Annotated in this window: 15 protein-coding genes and 1 tRNA gene; 11 read left to right on the top strand and 5 right to left on the bottom strand. The window is 32.1% G+C overall.

Translation table 11 applies throughout. From position 1 onward, the window contains the following. Positions 1–23: 23 nt before the first annotated feature. The 4 genes from porL to topA all read right to left on the bottom strand — a co-directional run bounded on the left by porL (position 24) and on the right by topA (position 5,946). A complete protein-coding gene (gene porL / locus BMX42_RS05185) occupies positions 24–659 on the bottom strand; it encodes a type IX secretion system motor protein PorL/GldL (protein WP_091309854.1) in 636 nt (211 codons plus the stop codon). Between the two features lie 73 nt (positions 660–732). Next, positions 733–2,121: a T9SS ring complex lipoprotein PorK/GldK gene (porK, locus tag BMX42_RS05180; RefSeq protein ID WP_091309851.1), complete on the bottom strand. Its 1,389-nt coding sequence runs from the start codon at positions 2,119–2,121 to the stop codon at positions 733–735. Positions 2,122–2,256: 135 nt separating this feature from the next. Beyond that, positions 2,257–3,399 carry a formimidoylglutamase gene (locus BMX42_RS05175; RefSeq protein WP_091309847.1) on the bottom strand — a complete coding sequence of 381 codons (1,143 nt, stop codon included), beginning with the start codon at positions 3,397–3,399 and terminating at the stop codon, positions 2,257–2,259. 45 nt (positions 3,400–3,444) lie between these two features. Further along, on the bottom strand, positions 3,445–5,946 hold the full coding sequence (topA, locus tag BMX42_RS05170; protein WP_091310898.1) for a type I DNA topoisomerase: 2,502 nt from the start codon (positions 5,944–5,946) through the stop codon (positions 3,445–3,447). Positions 5,947–6,164: 218 nt separating this feature from the next. Here topA and miaB point away from each other — a divergent pair, with 218 nt between their 5' ends. From miaB to groL, 7 genes are all read left to right on the top strand, one after another. Continuing rightward, on the top strand, positions 6,165–7,619 hold the full coding sequence (miaB, locus tag BMX42_RS05165) for a tRNA (N6-isopentenyl adenosine(37)-C2)-methylthiotransferase MiaB (protein ID WP_091309844.1): 1,455 nt from the start codon (positions 6,165–6,167) through the stop codon (positions 7,617–7,619). A 57-nt stretch (positions 7,620–7,676) separates the two neighbouring features. Further along, positions 7,677–8,948 (top strand): sigma-54 interaction domain-containing protein, encoded by a 1,272-nt coding sequence (locus tag BMX42_RS05160; RefSeq protein ID WP_091309840.1) that lies wholly within the window; start codon positions 7,677–7,679, stop codon positions 8,946–8,948. 5 nt (positions 8,949–8,953) lie between these two features. Continuing rightward, entirely contained in the window at positions 8,954–9,460 is a 507-nt protein-coding gene (gene lptE, locus BMX42_RS05155) for an LPS assembly lipoprotein LptE (RefSeq protein ID WP_091309837.1), read from the top strand. A 59-nt stretch (positions 9,461–9,519) separates the two neighbouring features. After that, positions 9,520–10,356 (top strand): tetratricopeptide repeat protein, encoded by an 837-nt coding sequence (locus tag BMX42_RS05150; RefSeq protein WP_091309833.1) that lies wholly within the window; start codon positions 9,520–9,522, stop codon positions 10,354–10,356. A gap of 10 nt (positions 10,357–10,366) precedes the next feature. Next, positions 10,367–10,705, top strand: a complete 339-nt coding sequence (gene secG / locus BMX42_RS05145) for a preprotein translocase subunit SecG (protein ID WP_091309830.1) — start codon at positions 10,367–10,369, stop codon at positions 10,703–10,705. Positions 10,706–10,842: 137 nt separating this feature from the next. Then, positions 10,843–11,118 carry a co-chaperone GroES gene (locus tag BMX42_RS05140; RefSeq protein ID WP_091309826.1) on the top strand — a complete coding sequence of 92 codons (276 nt, stop codon included), beginning with the start codon at positions 10,843–10,845 and terminating at the stop codon, positions 11,116–11,118. Between the two features lie 58 nt (positions 11,119–11,176). Further along, the gene (gene groL / locus BMX42_RS05135; protein WP_091309823.1) at positions 11,177–12,802 is read left to right on the top strand and encodes a chaperonin GroEL; all 1,626 of its coding nucleotides are present in this window, start codon (positions 11,177–11,179) and stop codon (positions 12,800–12,802) included. 95 nt (positions 12,803–12,897) lie between these two features. On the opposite strand, the gene BMX42_RS05130 is transcribed toward groL, so the two are convergent. After that, positions 12,898–13,647, bottom strand: a complete 750-nt coding sequence (locus BMX42_RS05130) for a DUF2490 domain-containing protein (protein ID WP_091309819.1) — start codon at positions 13,645–13,647, stop codon at positions 12,898–12,900. 261 nt (positions 13,648–13,908) lie between these two features. Here BMX42_RS05130 and BMX42_RS05125 point away from each other — a divergent pair. The 4 genes from BMX42_RS05125 (at position 13,909) to BMX42_RS05110 (ending at position 19,561) form a co-directional block, all read left to right on the top strand. Further along, a tRNA-Met gene (locus tag BMX42_RS05125) sits at positions 13,909–13,981 on the top strand. 66 nt (positions 13,982–14,047) lie between these two features. After that, positions 14,048–15,340 (top strand): tyrosine-type recombinase/integrase, encoded by a 1,293-nt coding sequence (locus tag BMX42_RS05120; RefSeq protein WP_091309816.1) that lies wholly within the window; start codon positions 14,048–14,050, stop codon positions 15,338–15,340. Positions 15,341–15,621: 281 nt separating this feature from the next. Next, a complete protein-coding gene (locus BMX42_RS05115; RefSeq protein ID WP_091309813.1) occupies positions 15,622–17,757 on the top strand; it encodes an ATP-dependent nuclease in 2,136 nt (711 codons plus the stop codon). Position 17,758: 1 nt separating this feature from the next. Further along, a complete protein-coding gene (locus BMX42_RS05110) occupies positions 17,759–19,561 on the top strand; it encodes a UvrD-helicase domain-containing protein (protein ID WP_091309812.1) in 1,803 nt (600 codons plus the stop codon). Positions 19,562–20,039: the final 478 nt, after the last annotated feature.

Below are 20,039 nucleotides of genomic sequence, written 5' to 3'. Positions count from 1 at the left end.
TGTAATTTATTTGATAAAACTAATTATCCTTTGTTTTGCATTGCAGATAACATTCCGCCATATACAGCATTTAATGAAGATATGTTAGAAGTCATAGATTGCATTTGTTGTTTTAATTTGTCTGCATTTTCAGCGATTTGTGCGTTTGCTTCAGCATTTTTCTGAGCTGCATCAACTTGTGCAGTATATAAGTTGTTTAATGCTTCTAATGAACTAGATGCTTTAACCATTTCTTCTGCATATTTCTTTTGTGAAGCCATTGCATCAACTGTAGGAGCGATACCTTTAGCAGCACCTTCGAAGTTTTTAATGCTATTTCCTAAGCTTGCCATTAATTCACCATCAATTTTAGCTTCTTTTAATAAGTTGTCTAATTTTTGAGATAATAAACCTTGTGCTTCAGCTGGATCTTCTTTTTTTAATGATTTTGGTTTAGCATCACCACCTGCTAATTCTGGGTAAACTAATGCCCAATCTAATTCTTTTTCTACTGGTTCAAATGCTGATAATGCGAAAATAGCCGCTTCCGTTAATAAACCTACAACAAGCATTGGTCCCGCTCCTGGCCAGTGCATCAATTTGAATAATGCTCCTACGATTACTACTGCTGCTCCCATTCCGTAAAGGAATCCCATTACTTTTTTGCTGATTAATGCCATAATTTTAAATTTTTAGTTAGTTAAGTATAATTAATTAGTTAAGTTAATTCTTGTTTAAATTTTCTTTTGTTTATTATTTTGGTCTGGTTGCAGTTGCATCAGTACCCATGTAATCTTGTACTGTTCTGAAACCGATGTAACTTCTTGCAGAATCTGCATATTCGAAATCACGAGTTGATACTTGTAAGAAGAAAGCAACATCTTTCCAAGATCCTCCACGAACCACTTTTCTTTGATTTTTAGCGTCAGCTACGTTTGGATTCATAGTAGATACGAATTCATAAGCTCCAGCATCATAAGATGTTTCAGTCCATTCAGAAACGTTACCAGCCATGTTGTATAAATGGAAATCATTTGGCTCGTAAGATTTAGCTTCAACAGTGTATAAAGCACCATCTGCTGCGTAATCTCCTCTGTTTGGCTTGAAGTTAGCTAAGAAACATCCTCTGTCGTTTTTAGCATAAGGACCGCCCCATGGGTAAGTTCCTGATTCAATTCCACCTCTTGCAGCATATTCCCATTCTGCTTCAGTTGGTAAACGGAAAGAGTTTACTTGATCTCTACCTTTTTGTTTTTTAACATAAGAGTTTTTGTATAATGTTCTCCAAGCACAGAATGCTTTTGCTTGTTTCCAAGAAACTCCAACTACTGGATATTCTCCGTAAGCTTGGTGCCAAAAGTAATCGTTATGCATTGGTTCATTGTAAGAATATGCAAAATCTTTAATCCAAGCAGCAGTATCTGGATATATTTCTAAAGGTGGTGCATCTTCATAGAAGTTTTTACGACCTTTTTTCTTTACAGCTTTATTTAAATCTACTTGATTGTATTTGAATTTTAATTTACTCACATCAATCGTTTTTAACCCATTAAACGATTCTGATTCTGGTAAATACATAGAATCCATTACTTCAACATAATCCGCATCTGGATATTTTGCAGTTTCAGTAATTAATTTTACTTTTTTATTCGTTTTTCTATTAGCATAAGGATCTTTATCAGTTCCAACACTATAATAGTTTTCGTACATATATTTGTCATATGCAGTCATTTTTTCTGGATCTGTATCAGCAAAAGCGAAATCACCAATGCTTCCAGCATTTTTTCCACCTTTACCTTCAGCTGGTTTTGCACCAGATTCTTCAGCTTGGATAGCTAATCTTGTTCTAATAGTTGAATCTTTCACCCATTCTACGAACTGGCGGTATTCACTATTTGTAATTTCTGTTTCATCCATGTAGAATGAACGAACAGTAACAGTCTTAGTTGGAGCATCTTGTACATTGGCAACGTCATCATCTGACTTACCCATTATAAAAGAACCTCCAGGTATAAGTGACATACCAAATGGCTTTTCAGAAAACCACTTCTTGCCTTTAACTCCTACCAGTTCACCTTTATCGCCTTTTCCACAGCTTGTAAATAAAGCTAATGCTGCCGATAATACTAAAAACTTTTTCATATTAATTGGGTTATATAAATTTATTTTATTTTAGGGTTCAAACCTATCTATTTATTTTGACATATACAATAGCTATCTTAAAAAAAACTAAAAAAAATGTTTTTTATCGATAAATATTGCACTTTTAACGATGTTTTAATAGCTTTTTTTATGCGCTTTCCACCATCTTTCTGGTATTTCTGCATTGCATGCCGCTATATAATCATCGTTTGTGCATGGTAATAACGTTTTTTTAACACTTTTATTGTATATAGTATTATAATTTATTTCCATCCACCATCTTTCTGATCGATTACTTTTGTAAAAAACCAACTCTTCGTCCTCAGCTAAAACAATATATCTGTTATAATTTGTTTTCTCTTCGAACGGATATTCGTAACTTCTTAGATGATATCCTTCCATAAAATACCATACAATTTGTGCAATTAATTCGTTTTCATTTTTGGTATAAAACTGATTGAATATACCAAATACACTTACCTTATCGCTAATTCCGGCGTATCTTGCTAAAGCGCAAATTTCTCTTCCGTCAAATCCGTTTGGATAAAATTCAATTGTGTTTCCAGAATCTGAAGATTTTACCGATTTCAAATCTAAACTGATAATGTCAGCGTCTCTGAAAATAGGTTCAACTATTGCTGGATTCTTAGTAATTTCGCCTAATCGGTAGGTGTCAAAATATAATTTCTCTATTAAATCTATTTCTTCTTGTGAGGTGTAGTATGTTTGATATCCCACACTGCTGAAGTTATACAGATTATTAGGCTCTTCAATTATTATTCTTGATAAATACGAATCAGATTCTAATTTTTCTTCTTTAGCAAAATCGAATTTATTATCGATAGCGACTAAATTAACCATTTGATCTAAATTATCAAATGCACGATACATCGCATAAGTTAAATCTTGTGAGCCACCAATTACCAAAGGTATAATTTTTTGTTTAATTAATTCGGCACAAATGGTTTTTAACACAAAATAAGTGTCACTTGTTTCATTTCCAACTAAAATATCACCTAAATCGGCTATTCCTTTATTCCAGTTTCCTGGAAATAAGCTATATAGTGTTTTTCTAAAATTGTCAAAATCATAATCTTCATTATATAAATCAGCAGCTCTATTTTCATTAGCACAAATGATGGCTATTGAAATATTTTCTAAATTTGGATAATCGGTTTCAGTATGCATCACAACCTTTTTACCTAATGTTTGATTAGATAAACTTTCTGTAAATTTCTGAATTTCTTCCGATACAGGTTGTAAATATTCGAATATCATAATTTTCTCTTTCTATTAGATTAGTAATGTATAAATACTAAAATATTATTTCTTTTTAGCTACAGTTTTTTTAGCAGGAGCTTTTTTTGCCGCTGTTTTTTTTGCTGGAGATTTCTTTTCAATCATCTCTTTAACTTCTTCCAAAGTTAGTTTGGTAGCATCAATGTCTTTACTTAATTCGATTTTTATTTTTCCTTTCGTAATTACTGATCTTCCCCAACGTGCTTTTTCAACTTTGATACCTTCTTCTGTCCAATTATGAAGTACTTTGTCGATATCTTTTTGTTGCTTGTCTTCAATTAATTCGTTAATATCAGCTTGAGATAAATTATCGAAATTATATTTTTTATTGACATTAATAAAAATACCATTCCATTTTAAGAAAGGTCCAAAACGACCCACGCCTTTTTGAACTGGTAAGTTATCATAAGTTGCAATTGGTGCGTCTGCTTTTGTTTTTTCTTCGATTAATTCGATAGCTCTGTCCATTGTAACGTCTAATGGCTCTTCACCTTTTGCTAAAGAAATAAATTGCGTACCAAACTTTACATAAGGCCCAAAACGACCGTTATTCACTTCAATTTCTTCTCCTTCGTATGTTCCTAAAGATTTTGGTAATAAAAATAAATTTAAAACTTCTTCTAGAGTAATATTACTTAAATTTTGTTCTGCTCTTAAACTTGCAAATTGTTTTACTTCATCGTCAATAGCGCCAATTTGAGCCATCGCACCATATTTTCCTAAACGAACTGAAACTGGTTTTCCAGATTTTGGATCCGTACCTAAAATACGTTCTCCAGATTCGCGTTCTGCAGTTGTTTCCACTTTAGTTACAATTGGGTGAAAATGATTGTAAAAAGTACTCATCATTTTATGCCAATCTTCATTTCCAGCTGCAATTTCATCGAAATCTTGTTCCACTTTCGCAGTGAAATTATAATCTAAAATGGTTTCGAAGTTTTTTACTAAGAAATCGGTAACAATTCCTCCAATATCAGTTGGAACTAACTTTCCTTTATCTGAACCAGAATTTTCTTTTAAAGTTTGCGATTTGATCTCGTTAGCAATTAAAGTCAATTGTTCGTATTTTCTTTCCGCACCTTCAAAACTACCTTTTTCAACATAGTTTCTATTGATAATTGTAGAAATAGTTGGTGCATATGTTGATGGACGACCAATTCCTAATTCTTCTAATTTCTTTACTAAAGATGCTTCTGTATATCTGCTTGCTGGTCTGGTAAAACGTTCCGTTGCAGCAATGAATTTATTATTAAGTTTTTCGTTAACTTTTAAAGCTGGTAACATGCCTTCTTGTTCTTCTTCATCGTCATCATTACCTTCTAAATATACTTTTAGGAAACCATCAAACTTGATTACTTCACCCGTTGCAGAAAAATATTCATTATGTGTATTTGCAGAAATTTTCACATTCGTACGTTCCAATTCTGCATCACTCATTTGTGAAGCTAAAGTTCGTTTCCAAATTAAATCGTATAAACGTGCTTGGTCTCTATCTATATCAACTGTATGACGACTCATGTCTGTCGGACGAATAGCCTCGTGAGCTTCTTGAGCGCCTTTTGATTTGTTGTTGTAGTTTCTTGGTTTGCTGTATTCTTTTCCGTAGTAAGAAGTAATTTCAGCTTGTGCCGCTGACATGGCTTCTTCAGAAAGATTTACACTATCCGTTCTCATGTAAGTAATCAAACCGGCTTCGTACAAACGTTGTGCAATTTGCATGGTAATTCCAACAGGTAAATACAATTTACGAGCAGCTTCTTGTTGTAAAGTAGAAGTTGTAAATGGCGCTGTTGGTGATTTTTTAGTTGGTTTAGTTTCTAAATCGGCAACTTTAAAATCAGCTTTTATATTTTTTTCTAAAAAGGCTTTCGCTTCTTCTTTCGTATTGAAATTTTTACTCAGTTTCGCTTTAACCGTTTTTCCAGCTTCGTTTGTGAACTCGGCACTAATAGAATAACTCGCAACTGCATTAAAATTTTGAATTTCGCGTTCACGTTCTACAATTAAACGAACTGAAACCGATTGTACACGACCAGCAGATAAACCACCTTTTACTTTTTTCCAAAGTACTGGTGATAATTCGTAACCTACTAAACGGTCTAAAACTCTACGAGCTTGTTGTGCATTTACTAAATTATAATTGATATCTCTCGGATTTTCAATCGCTTTTAAAATGGCAGTTTTTGTAATCTCGTGAAAAACAATACGTTTTGTTTTTGCAGGATCTAATTTTAATTCTTCAGCTAAATGCCAAGAAATTGCTTCTCCCTCGCGGTCCTCATCGGAAGCTAGCCAAACCATGTCGGCTTTCTTTGATAAGTCTTTTAATTTTTTTACTAGTGCTTTTTTATCCGGAGAAACCTCATATTTAGGTTTGAAGTTATCGTTCACATCTACACCAATTTCCTTTGAAGGTAAATCTGCAATATGTCCGTAACTTGATTCCACTTGGAAATCTGTTCCTAAAAATTTTTCTATGGTTTTTGCCTTTGCAGGTGACTCCACGATAACTAAATTCTTCGCCATTTTCATTTATTTGATTTGGCAAAAGTATATTTTTTTTTTGATTAATATATATAGGTGTAGTTTTTTTGATTTTTTTAGTTTTTTGTATACGCGAAGATTTTTTAAAATATTTTGTTAAACTGATGCTGACAATTTGGCAGATAGTAAAATTTAGTACTATCTTTGCAGACTGAATTTTCGAAAGAATAGTTTTCGAAAATAAAATTATAATACTGGTTATGGAAGAAAAGGTTATAGAAGAAAGCAAACAAGGAACTTCAATGGTTTTGGAAACGAAAAAAGAAAACCAAAAAAAGTTATTTATAGAAAGCTATGGTTGTCAAATGAACTTTGCGGATAGTGAAGTTGTGGCCTCTATTTTGGCAAATGAAGGATATAATACTACTCAAGTTTTAGAAGAAGCAGATTTGGTTTTGGTTAATACTTGTTCAATTAGAGATAAAGCAGAAGTAACCGTTCGTAAGCGATTACAAATGTATAATGCCGTAAAACGTGATATTAACCCGAAAATGAAGGTTGGCGTTTTAGGTTGTATGGCAGAACGTTTAAAAGAAAAATTTTTAGACGAAGAAAAAATTGTAGATATGGTTGTAGGACCAGATGCTTACAAAGATATTCCGAATTTATTGAAAGAAGTTGAAGATGGTCGTGATGCGATAAACGTAATTCTTTCTCGTGAAGAAACGTATGCAGATATTTCTCCAGTACGTTTAAGTAGCAACGGAATTACAGCATTTGTATCGATAACTCGTGGTTGCGATAATATGTGTACGTTTTGCGTAGTGCCTTTTACTCGTGGTCGTGAGCGTAGTCGTGAACCAGAAAGTATCGTAGAAGAAATTGCAGATTTATGGAGTAAAGGTTTTAAAGAAGTTACTTTATTAGGTCAGAATGTAGACAGTTACCTTTGGTATGGTGGCGGATTGAAAAAAGATTTCGAAAAAGCTAGTGAAATGCAAAAAGCAACTTCAGTAGATTTTGCTCAATTATTAGACAGATGTGCGACGCAATTTCCAAAAATGCGTTTTCGTTTCTCCACTTCAAATCCACAAGATATGCATATTGAAGTGATTGAAGTCATGGCAAAACACCATAACATTTGTAATTATATTCACTTACCAGTTCAAAGTGGAAGTACCAGAATTCTTAAAGAAATGAATCGCCAACATACTCGTGAAGAATACATGACGTTGGTTGATAATATTTACAGAATTATTCCAGATATTACTTTATCGCAAGATATTATTGCTGGTTTTCCAACAGAAACAGAAGAAGATCATCAAGATACATTAAGCTTATTAGAATATGTTCGATACGATTTCGGATTTATGTTCTCTTATTCGGAAAGACCAGGAACTTTAGCTGCCAGAAAAATGGAAGATGATGTTCCTGAAGAAGTGAAAAAACGTCGTTTAAACGAAATTATTGAGGTACAACAACGCATCGCTTTAGAACGTACAAAACGTTTTATTGGTCAAACTGTTGAAGTATTAGTAGAAAAAGATTCTAAACGTTCAGATAAACAATGGAGTGGAAGAAACTCACAAAGTACGGTGGTGGTTTTTCCAAAAGAAAATTATAAACCAGGAGATTTCGTAATGGTTAAAATATCTGATTGTACAAGTGGAACCTTAATTGGTGAAGCAGTTGGATATTCTGAAATTATGAATTAAATTTTTTGTTTCAAGTTTAATTTTTAAAACTGAAACTTGAAACCTGAAACAATATATATGGAATCAGTTCAAAATATAAAACAACGCTTTGAGATTATTGGAAACGATCCAAAACTCAATCGTGCGGTAGAAAAAGCCATTCAGGTTGCTCCTACAGATATTTCTGTATTGGTAACTGGTGAAAGTGGTGTGGGAAAAGAAAGTATTCCTAAAATCATTCATTCGTTATCACACAGAAAACACGGGAAATACATTGCAGTAAACTGTGGTGCGATTCCGGAAGGGACAATTGATTCGGAACTTTTCGGGCATGAAAAAGGTTCGTTTACTGGTGCAACAGGAACTCGTGAAGGGTATTTTGAAGTGGCTGATGGTGGAACAATTTTCTTAGATGAAGTTGGAGAATTACCTCTAACGACACAAGTTCGTCTACTACGTGTTTTAGAAAATGGCGAATTTATAAAAGTAGGTTCATCACAAGTACAAAAAACGAATGTTCGTATTGTAGCGGCCACTAATGTAAATATGTTAGAAGCCATTGAAAAAGGAAAATTCCGTGAAGATTTGTATTACCGATTAAGCACTGTCGAAATTAATTTACCTGCTTTACGCGAAAGAAAAGAAGATATTCATTTGTTGTTTCGAAAATTCGCGGCCGATTTCGCACACAAATACAAAATGCCTCCGATTAAATTGTCGGATGATGCAGTAAATTATTTAATGCATTATCGCTGGAGCGGAAATATCCGACAATTGAGAAATTCGGCGGAACAAATTTCGGTTTTAGAAGCAAATAGAGATATTTCTCTCGCTGCTTTAAAATCGTATTTACCAAGTTCTGATAGTAATTCGTTACAAGTAGTTGGTGAGAAAAAAGGCACTTCCGATTTTAGTAACGAACGCGAAATTTTGTATAAAGTTTTGTTCGATATGAAAAGCGATTTAACCGATTTGAAAAAATTAACGTTAGAACTAATGCAAAATGGAAACGCAAAAGTTCAAGAAAATAATAAATCGCTGATTCAGAAAATTTATGGAGGTTCTGAAGAAAAAAATACTATTTTTGAACAAGAATCGAAAATTAAGGTTTTACCTGAAGAAGAGGAAATAGAACAAGAAGAATTTGATGATGACGATGACGATTTCAATAATAATTACTTGTATGCTGAAACAATAGACGAAACGGAAACGTTAAGTTTAGAAGCGAAAGAAATAGAATTAATTAAAAAATCGTTAGAAAAAAATAAAGGAAAAAGAAAAGCTGCGGCTGACGAATTAGGAATTTCTGAAAGAACTTTATACAGAAAAATTAAACAATTTGATTTGTAAGATAAATGAAGAAATTAAACATAAAAATTATTGCAATTTTAGCCTTGTTTACGCTTGTAAGTTGTAATGTGAAATATAACTTTACAGGAACTGGTAAAATTAACGCCAAAACCTTTCAGGTAAATTATTTTACAAATAATGCCGAAATTGTGGAAGTTGGAATTGAAAGAACTTTTACACAAAAATTACAAAACACCATATTAAATCAAACAAATTTAGATTTGGTGACATCTGGTGGCGATTTGTTATACGAAGGTGAAATTGTTGAATATCGTATCACGCCAATGTCGGCCAATGCGGCTCAAGAATCTTCGCAAAATAGAATGACAATTACTATTAATGTAAGATATTCCAGTAAAAATACGGAAGATGATAATTTTGAAAGACGTTTCTCATTTTATTACGATTACCCGGCTAATCAGTTGCCATCTTCCGTTTTAAGTGCTGCATTAGATGTGATTTACGAACGTATTACTCAAGATATTTTTAATGAATCTTTAGCAAAATGGTAGACTAGTAATTAGTAAAGAAACTATTTGCAAATTACTATTCACCAATCACTAAATAAAAAATGAATACAAACGATTATATCAATTTACTCAATAATTCTAAAGCTATTAACGACAAACAAACGTTAGTGTTAGAGACTATTGTGCAAGAATTTCCTTTTTATCAAAGTGCTCGCGCTTTGTACTTAAAAGGATTGTATAATCAGGAAAGTTTTAGATACAATTACGAATTAAAGAAAACGGCTGCGCATACAACAGATAGAGGTGTGTTGTTCGATTTCATTACTTCCGACGATTTTAAAATTTTTCAACAAGAAGTGTATGATAAATACCAAGCTGAAATTCAGAATATAATTGTTGCCGATTTTGAATTGGTTCAGGTAGAAGGCTTGGATGTCGATTTAAATTCAATTTCTACTGTTGGAAAAACAATTCGTTCAGAATTTGTTCCAAGTACAGAACCAAAATCTCAAAATGAAATGGTGGAAGCTGAATTACAAATTGGAAAGCCATTACAATTCGAAAAAAATGAAACACATTCCTTTTCAGAATGGTTACAATTGTCTAAAATTTCACCAATTGTCCGTGATGAAGAAGAAAAGAAGCCTGAAGTATCGTCAGAGTTAGAAAAAAAATTCGATTTAATTGAAAAATTTATTGAATTAAATCCGAAAATACCTCAAGCTAAAGATAGTACGTCAATACCAGCAAATATTGCCAAAAGCAACGAAATGCCTTCGTCGATTATGACGGAAACTTTGGCTCAGATTTATCTTGAACAAAAAAAATATACCAAAGCCATACAAGCTTATGATATTTTAATTTTGAAATATCCAGAAAAAAGTAGTTTCTTTGCAGACCGAATAAAAAATATAAAAATTTTACAACAAAATAATTAATACAGAAGTTATGTCATTTACAATTTTTTTAGCATTAATCATCATCGTATGTTTCTTATTAATCTTAACTATTATGGTTCAGAATCCTAAGAGTGGAGGTTTATCTTCATCTTTTGGTGGTGGTGGTCAAATGGGAGGTGTGAAAAACACAACCGACTTTTTAGAAAAAACAACTTGGGTTTTAGGAGGTTCATTAATCTTGTTAATCTTATTATCTAGTTTAAGTTTCAACGGAAGTACAGGTGGTTCTAAATTAGTAGATGAGAATGCTACTCCTGCAACTGAGAAATCAGCTGTTCCAGCACCAGCAAAAACTCCTGCTGCAAAACCAGTAGATTCTGCAAAATAATATTTTGCTATTTATATCATAAAATGCCAGCCTGTCAGTGCTGGCATTTTTATTTAAGTAAATTTGTCAAAAATGGCGTTTGGCATAATTTCTGACAGCAACAAAAGCGAAAAATAAACTAATAATTCATAATAATTATGGCATTAAATATTAAACCTATTGCAGACAGAGTTGTCATTGAACCTTCTGCTGCAGAAACAACTACTGCATCAGGAATTATTATTCCAGATACAGCTAAAGAAAAACCTCAAAAAGGAACTGTTGTTGCCGTTGGGTCTGGCAAAGCTGATTATACAATGACTGTAAAAGTTGGCGATACTGTTTTATATGGTAAATATGCAGGAACCGAATTAAAATACGAAGGTAAAGATTACCTAATTATGCGCGAAGACGAAATTTATGCGATTCTTTAATCTGTAAGTAGAAAAAAGAATTAAGTATAAAGTTTAAAAATTAAAACAAAAAATTACAATGGCAAAAGATATAAAATTTGATATAGAAGCACGTGACGGATTAAAACGTGGTGTGGATGCATTAGCAAACGCAGTAAAAGTAACATTAGGACCAAAAGGTAGAAATGTAATTATTTCAAAATCATTTGGTGGACCAACAGTAACTAAAGACGGAGTTTCTGTAGCGAAAGAAATTGAATTAGCAGATCCATTAGAAAATATGGGTGCGCAAATGGTAAAAGAAGTTGCTTCAAAAACAAACGATTTAGCTGGAGATGGAACTACAACTGCAACTGTTTTAGCACAAGCTATCGTAAAAGAAGGTTTGAAAAACGTAGCTGCTGGAGCAAATCCAATGGACTTAAAACGTGGAATTGATAAAGCGGTGGAAGCAATTGTTGCCGATTTAGCGAAACAAACTCAATCTGTTGGAGATTCTTCTGAGAAAATCAAACAAGTAGCTTCGATTTCTGCAAATAACGATGAAACTATTGGTGATTTAATCGCTAAAGCTTTCACGAAAGTTGGAAAAGAAGGTGTGATTACTGTAGAAGAAGCGAAAGGAACAGATACTTACGTTGACGTTGTTGAAGGAATGCAATTTGACAGAGGTTATTTATCTCCTTATTTTGTGACTGATGCGGATAAAATGGTTGCTGAATTAAGTAACCCTTATGTTTTATTATACGATAAAAAAATCTCAAACTTACAAGAGTTATTACCAATTTTAGAACCAGTAGCGCAATCTAGTCGTCCGTTGTTAATTATCGCGGAAGATGTTGATGGACAAGCTTTGGCAACTTTAGTGGTTAATAAATTACGTGGTGGATTAAAAATTGCTGCTGTGAAAGCCCCAGGATTTGGAGACAGAAGAAAAGCAATGTTAGAAGACATCGCTATTTTAACTGGTGGAACTGTAATTGCAGAAGAAAGTGGTTATTCATTAGAAAATACAACTTTAGAGATGTTAGGTACTGCTGAAACAATTTCTATTGATAAAGATAATACAACTATTGTAAATGGTGCTGGTGAAGCCGACTTAATTAAAGGTCGTGTGAACCAAATTAAAGCACAAATGGAAACTTCAACTTCAGATTACGACAAAGAAAAGTTACAAGAACGTTTGGCTAAATTAGCTGGTGGAGTAGCTGTATTGTATGTTGGTGCTGCATCTGAAGTAGAAATGAAAGAGAAAAAAGACAGAGTAGACGATGCGTTACACGCGACTCGTGCAGCTGTTGAAGAAGGAATTGTTGCTGGTGGTGGAGTGGCTTTAGTGAGAGCTAAAAATGCTTTAGAAAATTTAAAAGCAGATAATGCTGATGAAGCAACTGGAATTCAAATTATAAACAAAGCAATCGAATCTCCATTACGTACAATTGTTGAAAATGCTGGCGGAGAAGGTTCTGTAGTAATTGCAAAAGTAATGGATGGTAAAGGTGATTTCGGATTTAATGCTAAAACAGGTGAATATGTTCAAATGTTAGCGGCTGGAATTATCGATCCGAAAAAAGTAACTCGTGTAGCTTTAGAAAATGCAGCTTCTGTTGCAGGAATGATTTTAACTACAGAATGTGCCTTAATTGAGATTAAAGAAGATGCAGGTCCAAGCCCAATGGGCGGAGGAATGCCAGGAATGATGTAATCGCGTTGCCTGAGGCTCTCGAAGGCAAAAGCAAATAAATATAAAATCCGTCTTGAAAATGTTTCTTGACGGATTTTTGTTTTTTATAACTTCAATTACTTTTTATTCGTATAATTTAAATTATGTGTAATACTCATAGAAACATTATGATTCATAATGTCATTTCCTGTTCTTGGAGTTACTAAATGGTTTAAATAACCAATCTCTAATCGAATGGTGTTTTCATAATTAATTCCGAAACCAAGGAAAAATCTATTTTGATCGAAGAAATTCGCATTCACTTTATTGTCTCCTAAATTAAAAAATAGCTCGTCTTGTAAAATCGCATACGCTTTATTTCTATCATCATTAAAATTGAATAAATGAAGTAAATTTCGGTTCAAATATCTCAATCGGTTTTGATAATTGGTTGCTTCAATTATCACTATATCATCACTATTTAAAACAATATTATCTACAAAACGCTGTTCTAAACGAAAACGATGTGTCATTGTATTTTTGTTTTCATTCCAATTGTGATTGTATTGAATTTGTTCCCAAGCTCGGTTTTCTGTAAAAAATTCATTTAAAGAAGATTTGTAGGTTTTGATCAATCCGTAGCCAGCACTTAGTGTAGTTTGGTTGTTTAAATAATACATCCCGCCAATTCGGAATAAGTTTTGTCTGTTTTGCTCAAAATTAGCGTCGCCACGCCATTGTACTTCTAAATGCGCGCCGAACTTCTCTGTTAATTTATATTGTCCTGTATAAGCCACCCAAACTGCTTGACCATGAATTGTTTTTTGTGCAAATACTGTTGATAGCATAAAAGTCAATCCGAAAATAATTTTATATTTGAAATGCATTTTTAAAATTTTATGATATAAAAGTAAGACTTAAAATTTGATTAATTCAAATTTAGAATCATACTTGTGCTATTTTATTTGTAAGATAATCTCTTGTTTGTAGATTTGTAAATTGTTGAAGATAATACGAATACAAAATAATTAAATATTTTTTCATGTTTTACTTGTCAGAATCAAAATAGGTTGTATATTTGCACTCGAATTAAGAAGGAGTTTTCTTTATTAGTTCTGAAAAATTGAAAAATTGATTTTACCATATATCGCGGGATAGAGCAGTAGGCAGCTCGTCGGGCTCATAACCCGAAGGTCACAGGTTCGAGTCCTGTTCCCGCTACTAAATTAGAAAAGCTTGTAAAGCTAGAAAACAAAAGGTTTTGAATACTTTCAAAGCCTTTTTTTTATGTCCAAAATTCTTCATATCTTGGCATCAGTAAACGAAACAGTAAACGTTTTTGAATTGAAGCCTAAAAGAAAATATACCGAACCTAAAATTTATACTGGTGGCATTGATGTGTCAAAATGGTCTAAATATTCTAATGATCAAAAAGAAAAAGCGTTAAAGAAACAATGGTTTGTTTATTTTTCTTATCGTAACCCTAAAACAGATTTATTAGAAAAACAATCTTTTATAAAAGGTGGCGTTAATCATTATAAAACCAAAGAAGAACGATTAGAGATTTTAGAAACCTACAAAAGAAATTTATCAAGGATTTTAAAGGATGGTTATAATCCTTACGACTCAGAAGATGTCAAATCAGAGATTATGTCTGTAAAAGACGCATTTGCTTTTGGATTGGATTTAAAAAAGAATATGATGAATGATAATTCGTTTATTAGATTTAAATCTAGAATTAAACGTTTTGAAGTTTATTTAGAAAGTAAAGGTTTTACTCATAGGTTTATAACTTCAGTTGATAAAAAGGTAGTAATAGATTATTTAAATCAAGTCTTAGATACTTCTAGTCCGAGAAATAGAAATAATACCAGAACAGATATTCGAACTATGTTTCAACTTTTTGAAGATAATGATATTATTCCTTCAAATTTTGTTTCTAAATTAAAACTATTAAAAGCTCCTCCAAAAAGAAATAAAAGTTATTCTGAAGAGAAGTTAGAATTCATTTATGAATATCTTAAAAATAATGATCCGAATTTATTGTTGTTTGTCAAATTTGTATCTTATAATTTCTTGCGTCCTATTGAAGTTTGTCGTTTAAAAGTTGAAGATATAAATTTCAAAGAACAAACATTAAATGTTAAAGCTAAAAATAAATTAGTAAAAGTTAAAATCATTCCAAATATCTTAATGGAAGAATTGTCTTTTTTAGCAAATTATAATCCAGCCGATTTTATTTTTACACCAAAAGGAGGACCCTCAGATTGGGAAGCAACTGATGATAATAGAAGAGATTACTTTACAAAGAGATTTAAAGCTTTAAAAGACTTTTTTAATAAAAAAGTAAAAGATGGCGATAAAGCCTATTTTGTTTTAGGAAAGGAATATGGTATTTATTCTTTCCGACATACTTTTATTACGAAGATTTATCGTGAAATGCGAAAAACATTATCTCCATTCGAAACGAAAAGTAAGCTAATGCTAATTACAGGTCATGATACAATGGTTGCTTTAGAAAAGTATTTAAGGGATATTGATGCGGAGTTACCAGAAGATTATAGTGTTTTGATAAAATGATGTCAAGAAAAAATCAAACAATATCGTACGTTTAAAACAACTTTATTTATGGAAAGAATAACAAAGATTACAATAATGACACTTTTTTAGAATGCACTCGACAGAAGATAAGAACCCGTCAATTAAACCTGCTTTAAAAATACAAAAAAAAGCCTCCAATTGAGGCTTTTTTATATTATGCTTTTCATTGATTAAATTGTTTACTTGTAATCTTTATATCAAATATGTTGATGTTATTTAACAAATAATGTTACTTTTGATTTTTACAAAAATTTTCTGACGTGCATATATCAAAAGTAACCCTCGTTAATTATCGAAATTTCGCAAAATCTAATTTTTATTTTAAAAAAGGTATTAATACTATAATAGGTGAAAATGGCTCAGGAAAAACTAATCTTTTCAGAGCAATAAGATTATTACTTGATGATAGTATTTATTCTTCTGCTTATAAACTTGATGAAGGCGATTTTAATAGAAGTTTGCAATCATGGAAAGGACATTGGATTATAATTTCTATTGAATTTGAAGAAATCTCGAAAGATGAAGCTATACAAGCTCTATTTGCTCATGGTACAGCTGTTTTGGAAGAAGGAGAAGAAGATAGTAAAGCAACATATAATTTATACTTTCGTCCTAAAGCTGACATTAGACTTAGACTTGCTGAACTTGCCGAAGGTGATGCAAGTGGTTTACAAACTTTATTAGACAGTATTGATATTCGCGAAAATTATGAAACAGTTTTTTTCGGGAAAAGTACAGTTGACTTTAGTGATCCTGAAGTATATAAAAACTTAGTTGGCGACTTTGATAACGTTAAGTTTCCTTCAATATTTGATTCATCTTTATATGGCGTAAGAGTTCCTAATCAATTATCCGTGGCAAAAGAAATATCTTTTACATTCATTCAAGCACTACGTGATGTTGTAAGTGATTTTCACAATAATAGAACAAATCCATTACTAGCACTGCTCAAAAGTAAAAGTGGGGATATTGAAGAAAGTGAATTTGAGCCGATAAGTAAAATGGTTAAGGATCTAAATAATGGTATAGAAACTCTTAAAGATGTTGAAATTATTAGGGATGATATAAAAAGTACTATCCGCGATGCCGTAGGAGAAACTTATTCACCATCAAAATTATCCATTAAATCTAATCTGTCGGAAGAAGCCGATAAGCTATTACAATCATTAAAGTTATTTGTCGGTGAACCCGAAGAAGATTATGAAGGTGGAATACATGAATTAAGTCTTGGTGGCGCTAACCTAATTTTTTTAACTTTGAAATTATTGGAGTATAGATATCGTAAGACAAAAGGAACATTTGCAAATTTTCTGATTATAGAAGAACCGGAGGCTCACATTCACACTCACATTCAAAAAACTTTATTTGATAAGCTCGACTATAGTGATACGCAAATAATTTATTCGACTCATTCAACCTACATATCCGAGGTTAGCGACGTTTCAAGTATCAATATTTTAGCCAAAAAGAGAAATTTCGCGGAAGTTTATCAACCCTCTACAGGTCTTTCAACAAAGAAAATCACACAAATACAACGTTATCTTGATGCAGTTAGAAGCAATTTACTTTTCGCTAAAGGGGTAATACTTGTGGAAGGTGATGCTGAAGAAATACTTATTCCTCTATTAGTAAAAAAAGTTTTAGGCCTAAGTTTGGATGAACTGGGAATTAGTCTTATAAATATAGGAAGTACTGGATTTACAAATGTAGCTCAACTTTTCCATGATTCGAGAATCAGACGAAAATGCAGTATCATAACCGATTTAGATAAAGCTTTTATCGATACTACAATTTTAGACGGAGACGGAGATAAACTAAAGCAATTTAAAACTAAAGCTAAAAACTCCCAAGTATCTGGCGCAAATAGAAAAGTAATCTTGGATGAATTTGTTGATGAGAATGATTGGATTTCAGTTTTTTATGCTGAAAATACGTTCGAAGTCGATTTTGTAACCGCAGGTAACTCACCTGAAGTTGACAATCTTGTAAATATTATATATTCGCAAGCCGCAAAGCGTACTCAAGCCAGTGCAGATTTAGCTTCTGAGGATATAGCATTGTATGGCAAGAGAATTTTAACAATGGCTAATAATGAAGGCAAAGGATGGTTTGCAATTATGCTCGGTGGATATATCACTGATCAAACTATAATTCCTGATTATATTCTTGATGCCATAATATTTGCCAAACAATCATTTTCAAGATCACTAATTGCAACTGTGGTAGAATACCGTATAAAAGCAAATTCTGAATCAATTCCTGTAGCAGATTTTGCTGAAACGAGGAAAGAGCTACGTGATTATGTTGACGGAAAAATAGAAATAGATAGAATGATGGTACTCATAGCTGCTATCATTCCTGATGATCAGATTATGGACTTCTTAGACTATATGTAATATGTTTATTTGGGAAAAAGACGAGCTTAATACAGAGCAAGAAAATGCTATTTACGAAAAGGATAATAATACCTTACTTATTGCCTGTCCAGGCAGCGGTAAAACTCGTACGTTAACTTATAAAATTGCCTACGAATTATCTCGTTTAAAATCTGAAAAAGAATATATAATAGCAATTACATACACAAATGCTGCGGCAGACGAAATTAAGGATCGAGTAGAACTATTAGGTGTTGATACATCACGTTTATGGATAGGTACAATTCATGCTTTCTGTACTGAGTGGATATTGAGACCATATTCACTTCATATAGACGAATTAAAAAATGGGTTTAAAATTTTGAATTCTCACGATGCTGAAGAATTGATTACAGAATTATGTCAAGCTGAAACAAATCCAAGAATTACCTACTATGACTGTCAATTTATAGCAACAACTACAGAATATAAGATTGCGAGTTTGGAAACGGAAAAGCACCGATCCATAGGAAATGTTTTAAGCAAGTATTTAACGAAATTAAAACAAAACCATCAGATTGATTATGAGCAAATACTTTACTATTCCTATCTAATTTTAAAGGAACAGCCTGCAATTTGTAAAATTTTATCAAATATTTTCCCTTTCCTATTAGTAGATGAATTTCAGGACACTAAAGATATTCAGTACCACATTATATTTTCTATTATAAAGGCGGGTAAAGGGCATAGCAAACTTTTTATAGTTGGTGATCCAAACCAATCCATTTTTGATACTTTAGGTGGATATTCAATGCCAAAAGTCAAAATGGAACAGCTAACAACTCTACCTTTCGCAGAGTACCATCTAGAAAATAATTATAGATCATCTGCGATAATTATAGCATACTTTGATCACTATAAAACTTTTCCCAATAAAATAGTAGCAAAAGGAAAATTATCAGATTTTGCTAGTGTTATTACTTTTAACGATGTAGTTAATCACACTCTTATTGTAGATGAAATTACCCGATTAATACTTTACAATATTACAGAAAAAGGGATTTCGCCAAATGAAATATGTATTGCTGCTCCACAGTGGATTCCGTTAGCCAGCCTTACAAGAAAACTAATGGTAAGATTGCCAGACTATAGTTTTGATGGACCGGGTATGGCTCCGTTTGCAAGAGATATAGATAATTTTTGGTTTAAACTATCAAGAATTGTGCTCACCGAACCTTCGCCAAATATGTATATTCGCCGACTACGATGGGCAAAAGAAATTCTACATGACCTATCAGCGGCTGGTGTCAACGTAGATGAAATTACACAAAAGGAATTCCTAAAATTTTGTAACTCACTTGAAATTCAAGAAAATGAGGGAGTAACGTATTTGGTAAAAGCTTTCAATAAAATAATGGAATTTTTAAAATTAAAAATTTCATATTATCCTTCACTTCAAGAACATTATGATTCTTTTTTTGAAAGTTCAGCAAAAAGGATGAAAAAATTGATTGATGCAGGCAATGATTCAGTTAATACTATCTCCAATTTCAAGAAGGTTTTTAAGCAAAGGGAAGGAATTAAAATCTCTACAATTCATGGAGTAAAGGGAACTGAATATGATACTGTGATTGGATTTGGATTAATACAAAGTTGGGTACCACATTTTCAAGACCTTAACGGTTTAGTAAATTCAAAAAAAATGCTTTATGTATTGGCTTCGAGAGCTAGAAAACACCTTCATATAATATCTGAAACTGGCAGAAATATTAATAGACATAATCCTTCAGGTTTGCTCCCGACATCACATTTAAGAGAATATCAGTTTGATTATTCGCAAGTATAAATGAAATGATAAAAGTAATAGGGCTTTCGGTATCATAACTTCACTAATAAAAGATGGTGTATATTAAATATACTTTGTATCTGCATTATCAGATTTAATTTATCAATAATAGTTTGATATTATAATTCTATCTCTATTAAATCAGCTTCCCGCTAAATGCCTTTTTTAATCTACTTTGATGCTATAACTAATCCAGTAGTAAGGGTTAAGCTTCTTCTGTTTTGTAAAATCGATACCAAGCGATTATCTACTTGTCAATATTATCATGTAAAATTTGTATTGGTTTTAATACTTACTATGTTAAAACTTTTAATTCAAACTTATTAAATAAAAACATCTTAATTTGTTGGTAATTATACTTAATAAGTTAAATGTATTTCCCCTCTTTTTTTTAAAAGTTATTCCGTAGCCTCGGCATCAGAAATTAAAGTTTTCATTTTATGAATTAAAATCTAAATACACAAATATATTTTTGTAT

The sequence above is a fragment of the Flavobacterium terrigena genome, assembly GCF_900108955.1.
GTDB lineage: Bacteria > Bacteroidota > Bacteroidia > Flavobacteriales > Flavobacteriaceae > Flavobacterium > Flavobacterium terrigena.
The sequence above is the reverse complement of the archived record's forward strand: the minus strand, read 5'-3'. Positions and strand labels throughout refer to the sequence as shown.

Bases quoted from the DNA above. Each gene is read 5' to 3' on its own strand.
- porL (WP_091309854.1), bottom strand. From the start codon at position 659: ATGGCATTAATCAGCAAAAAAGTAATGGGATTCCTTTACGGAATGGGA.
- porK (WP_091309851.1), bottom strand. From the start codon at position 2,121: ATGAAAAAGTTTTTAGTATTATCGGCAGCATTAGCTTTATTTACAAGC.
- BMX42_RS05175 (WP_091309847.1), bottom strand. From the start codon at position 3,399: ATGATATTCGAATATTTACAACCTGTATCGGAAGAAATTCAGAAATTT.
- topA (WP_091310898.1), bottom strand. From the start codon at position 5,946: ATGGCGAAGAATTTAGTTATCGTGGAGTCACCTGCAAAGGCAAAAACC.
- miaB (WP_091309844.1), top strand. From the start codon at position 6,165: ATGGAAGAAAAGGTTATAGAAGAAAGCAAACAAGGAACTTCAATGGTT.
- BMX42_RS05160 (WP_091309840.1), top strand. From the start codon at position 7,677: ATGGAATCAGTTCAAAATATAAAACAACGCTTTGAGATTATTGGAAAC.
- lptE (WP_091309837.1), top strand. From the start codon at position 8,954: ATGAAGAAATTAAACATAAAAATTATTGCAATTTTAGCCTTGTTTACG.
- BMX42_RS05150 (WP_091309833.1), top strand. From the start codon at position 9,520: ATGAATACAAACGATTATATCAATTTACTCAATAATTCTAAAGCTATT.
- secG (WP_091309830.1), top strand. From the start codon at position 10,367: ATGTCATTTACAATTTTTTTAGCATTAATCATCATCGTATGTTTCTTA.
- BMX42_RS05140 (WP_091309826.1), top strand. From the start codon at position 10,843: ATGGCATTAAATATTAAACCTATTGCAGACAGAGTTGTCATTGAACCT.
- groL (WP_091309823.1), top strand. From the start codon at position 11,177: ATGGCAAAAGATATAAAATTTGATATAGAAGCACGTGACGGATTAAAA.
- BMX42_RS05130 (WP_091309819.1), bottom strand. From the start codon at position 13,647: ATGCATTTCAAATATAAAATTATTTTCGGATTGACTTTTATGCTATCA.
- BMX42_RS05120 (WP_091309816.1), top strand. From the start codon at position 14,048: ATGTCCAAAATTCTTCATATCTTGGCATCAGTAAACGAAACAGTAAAC.
- BMX42_RS05110 (WP_091309812.1), top strand. From the start codon at position 17,759: ATGTTTATTTGGGAAAAAGACGAGCTTAATACAGAGCAAGAAAATGCT.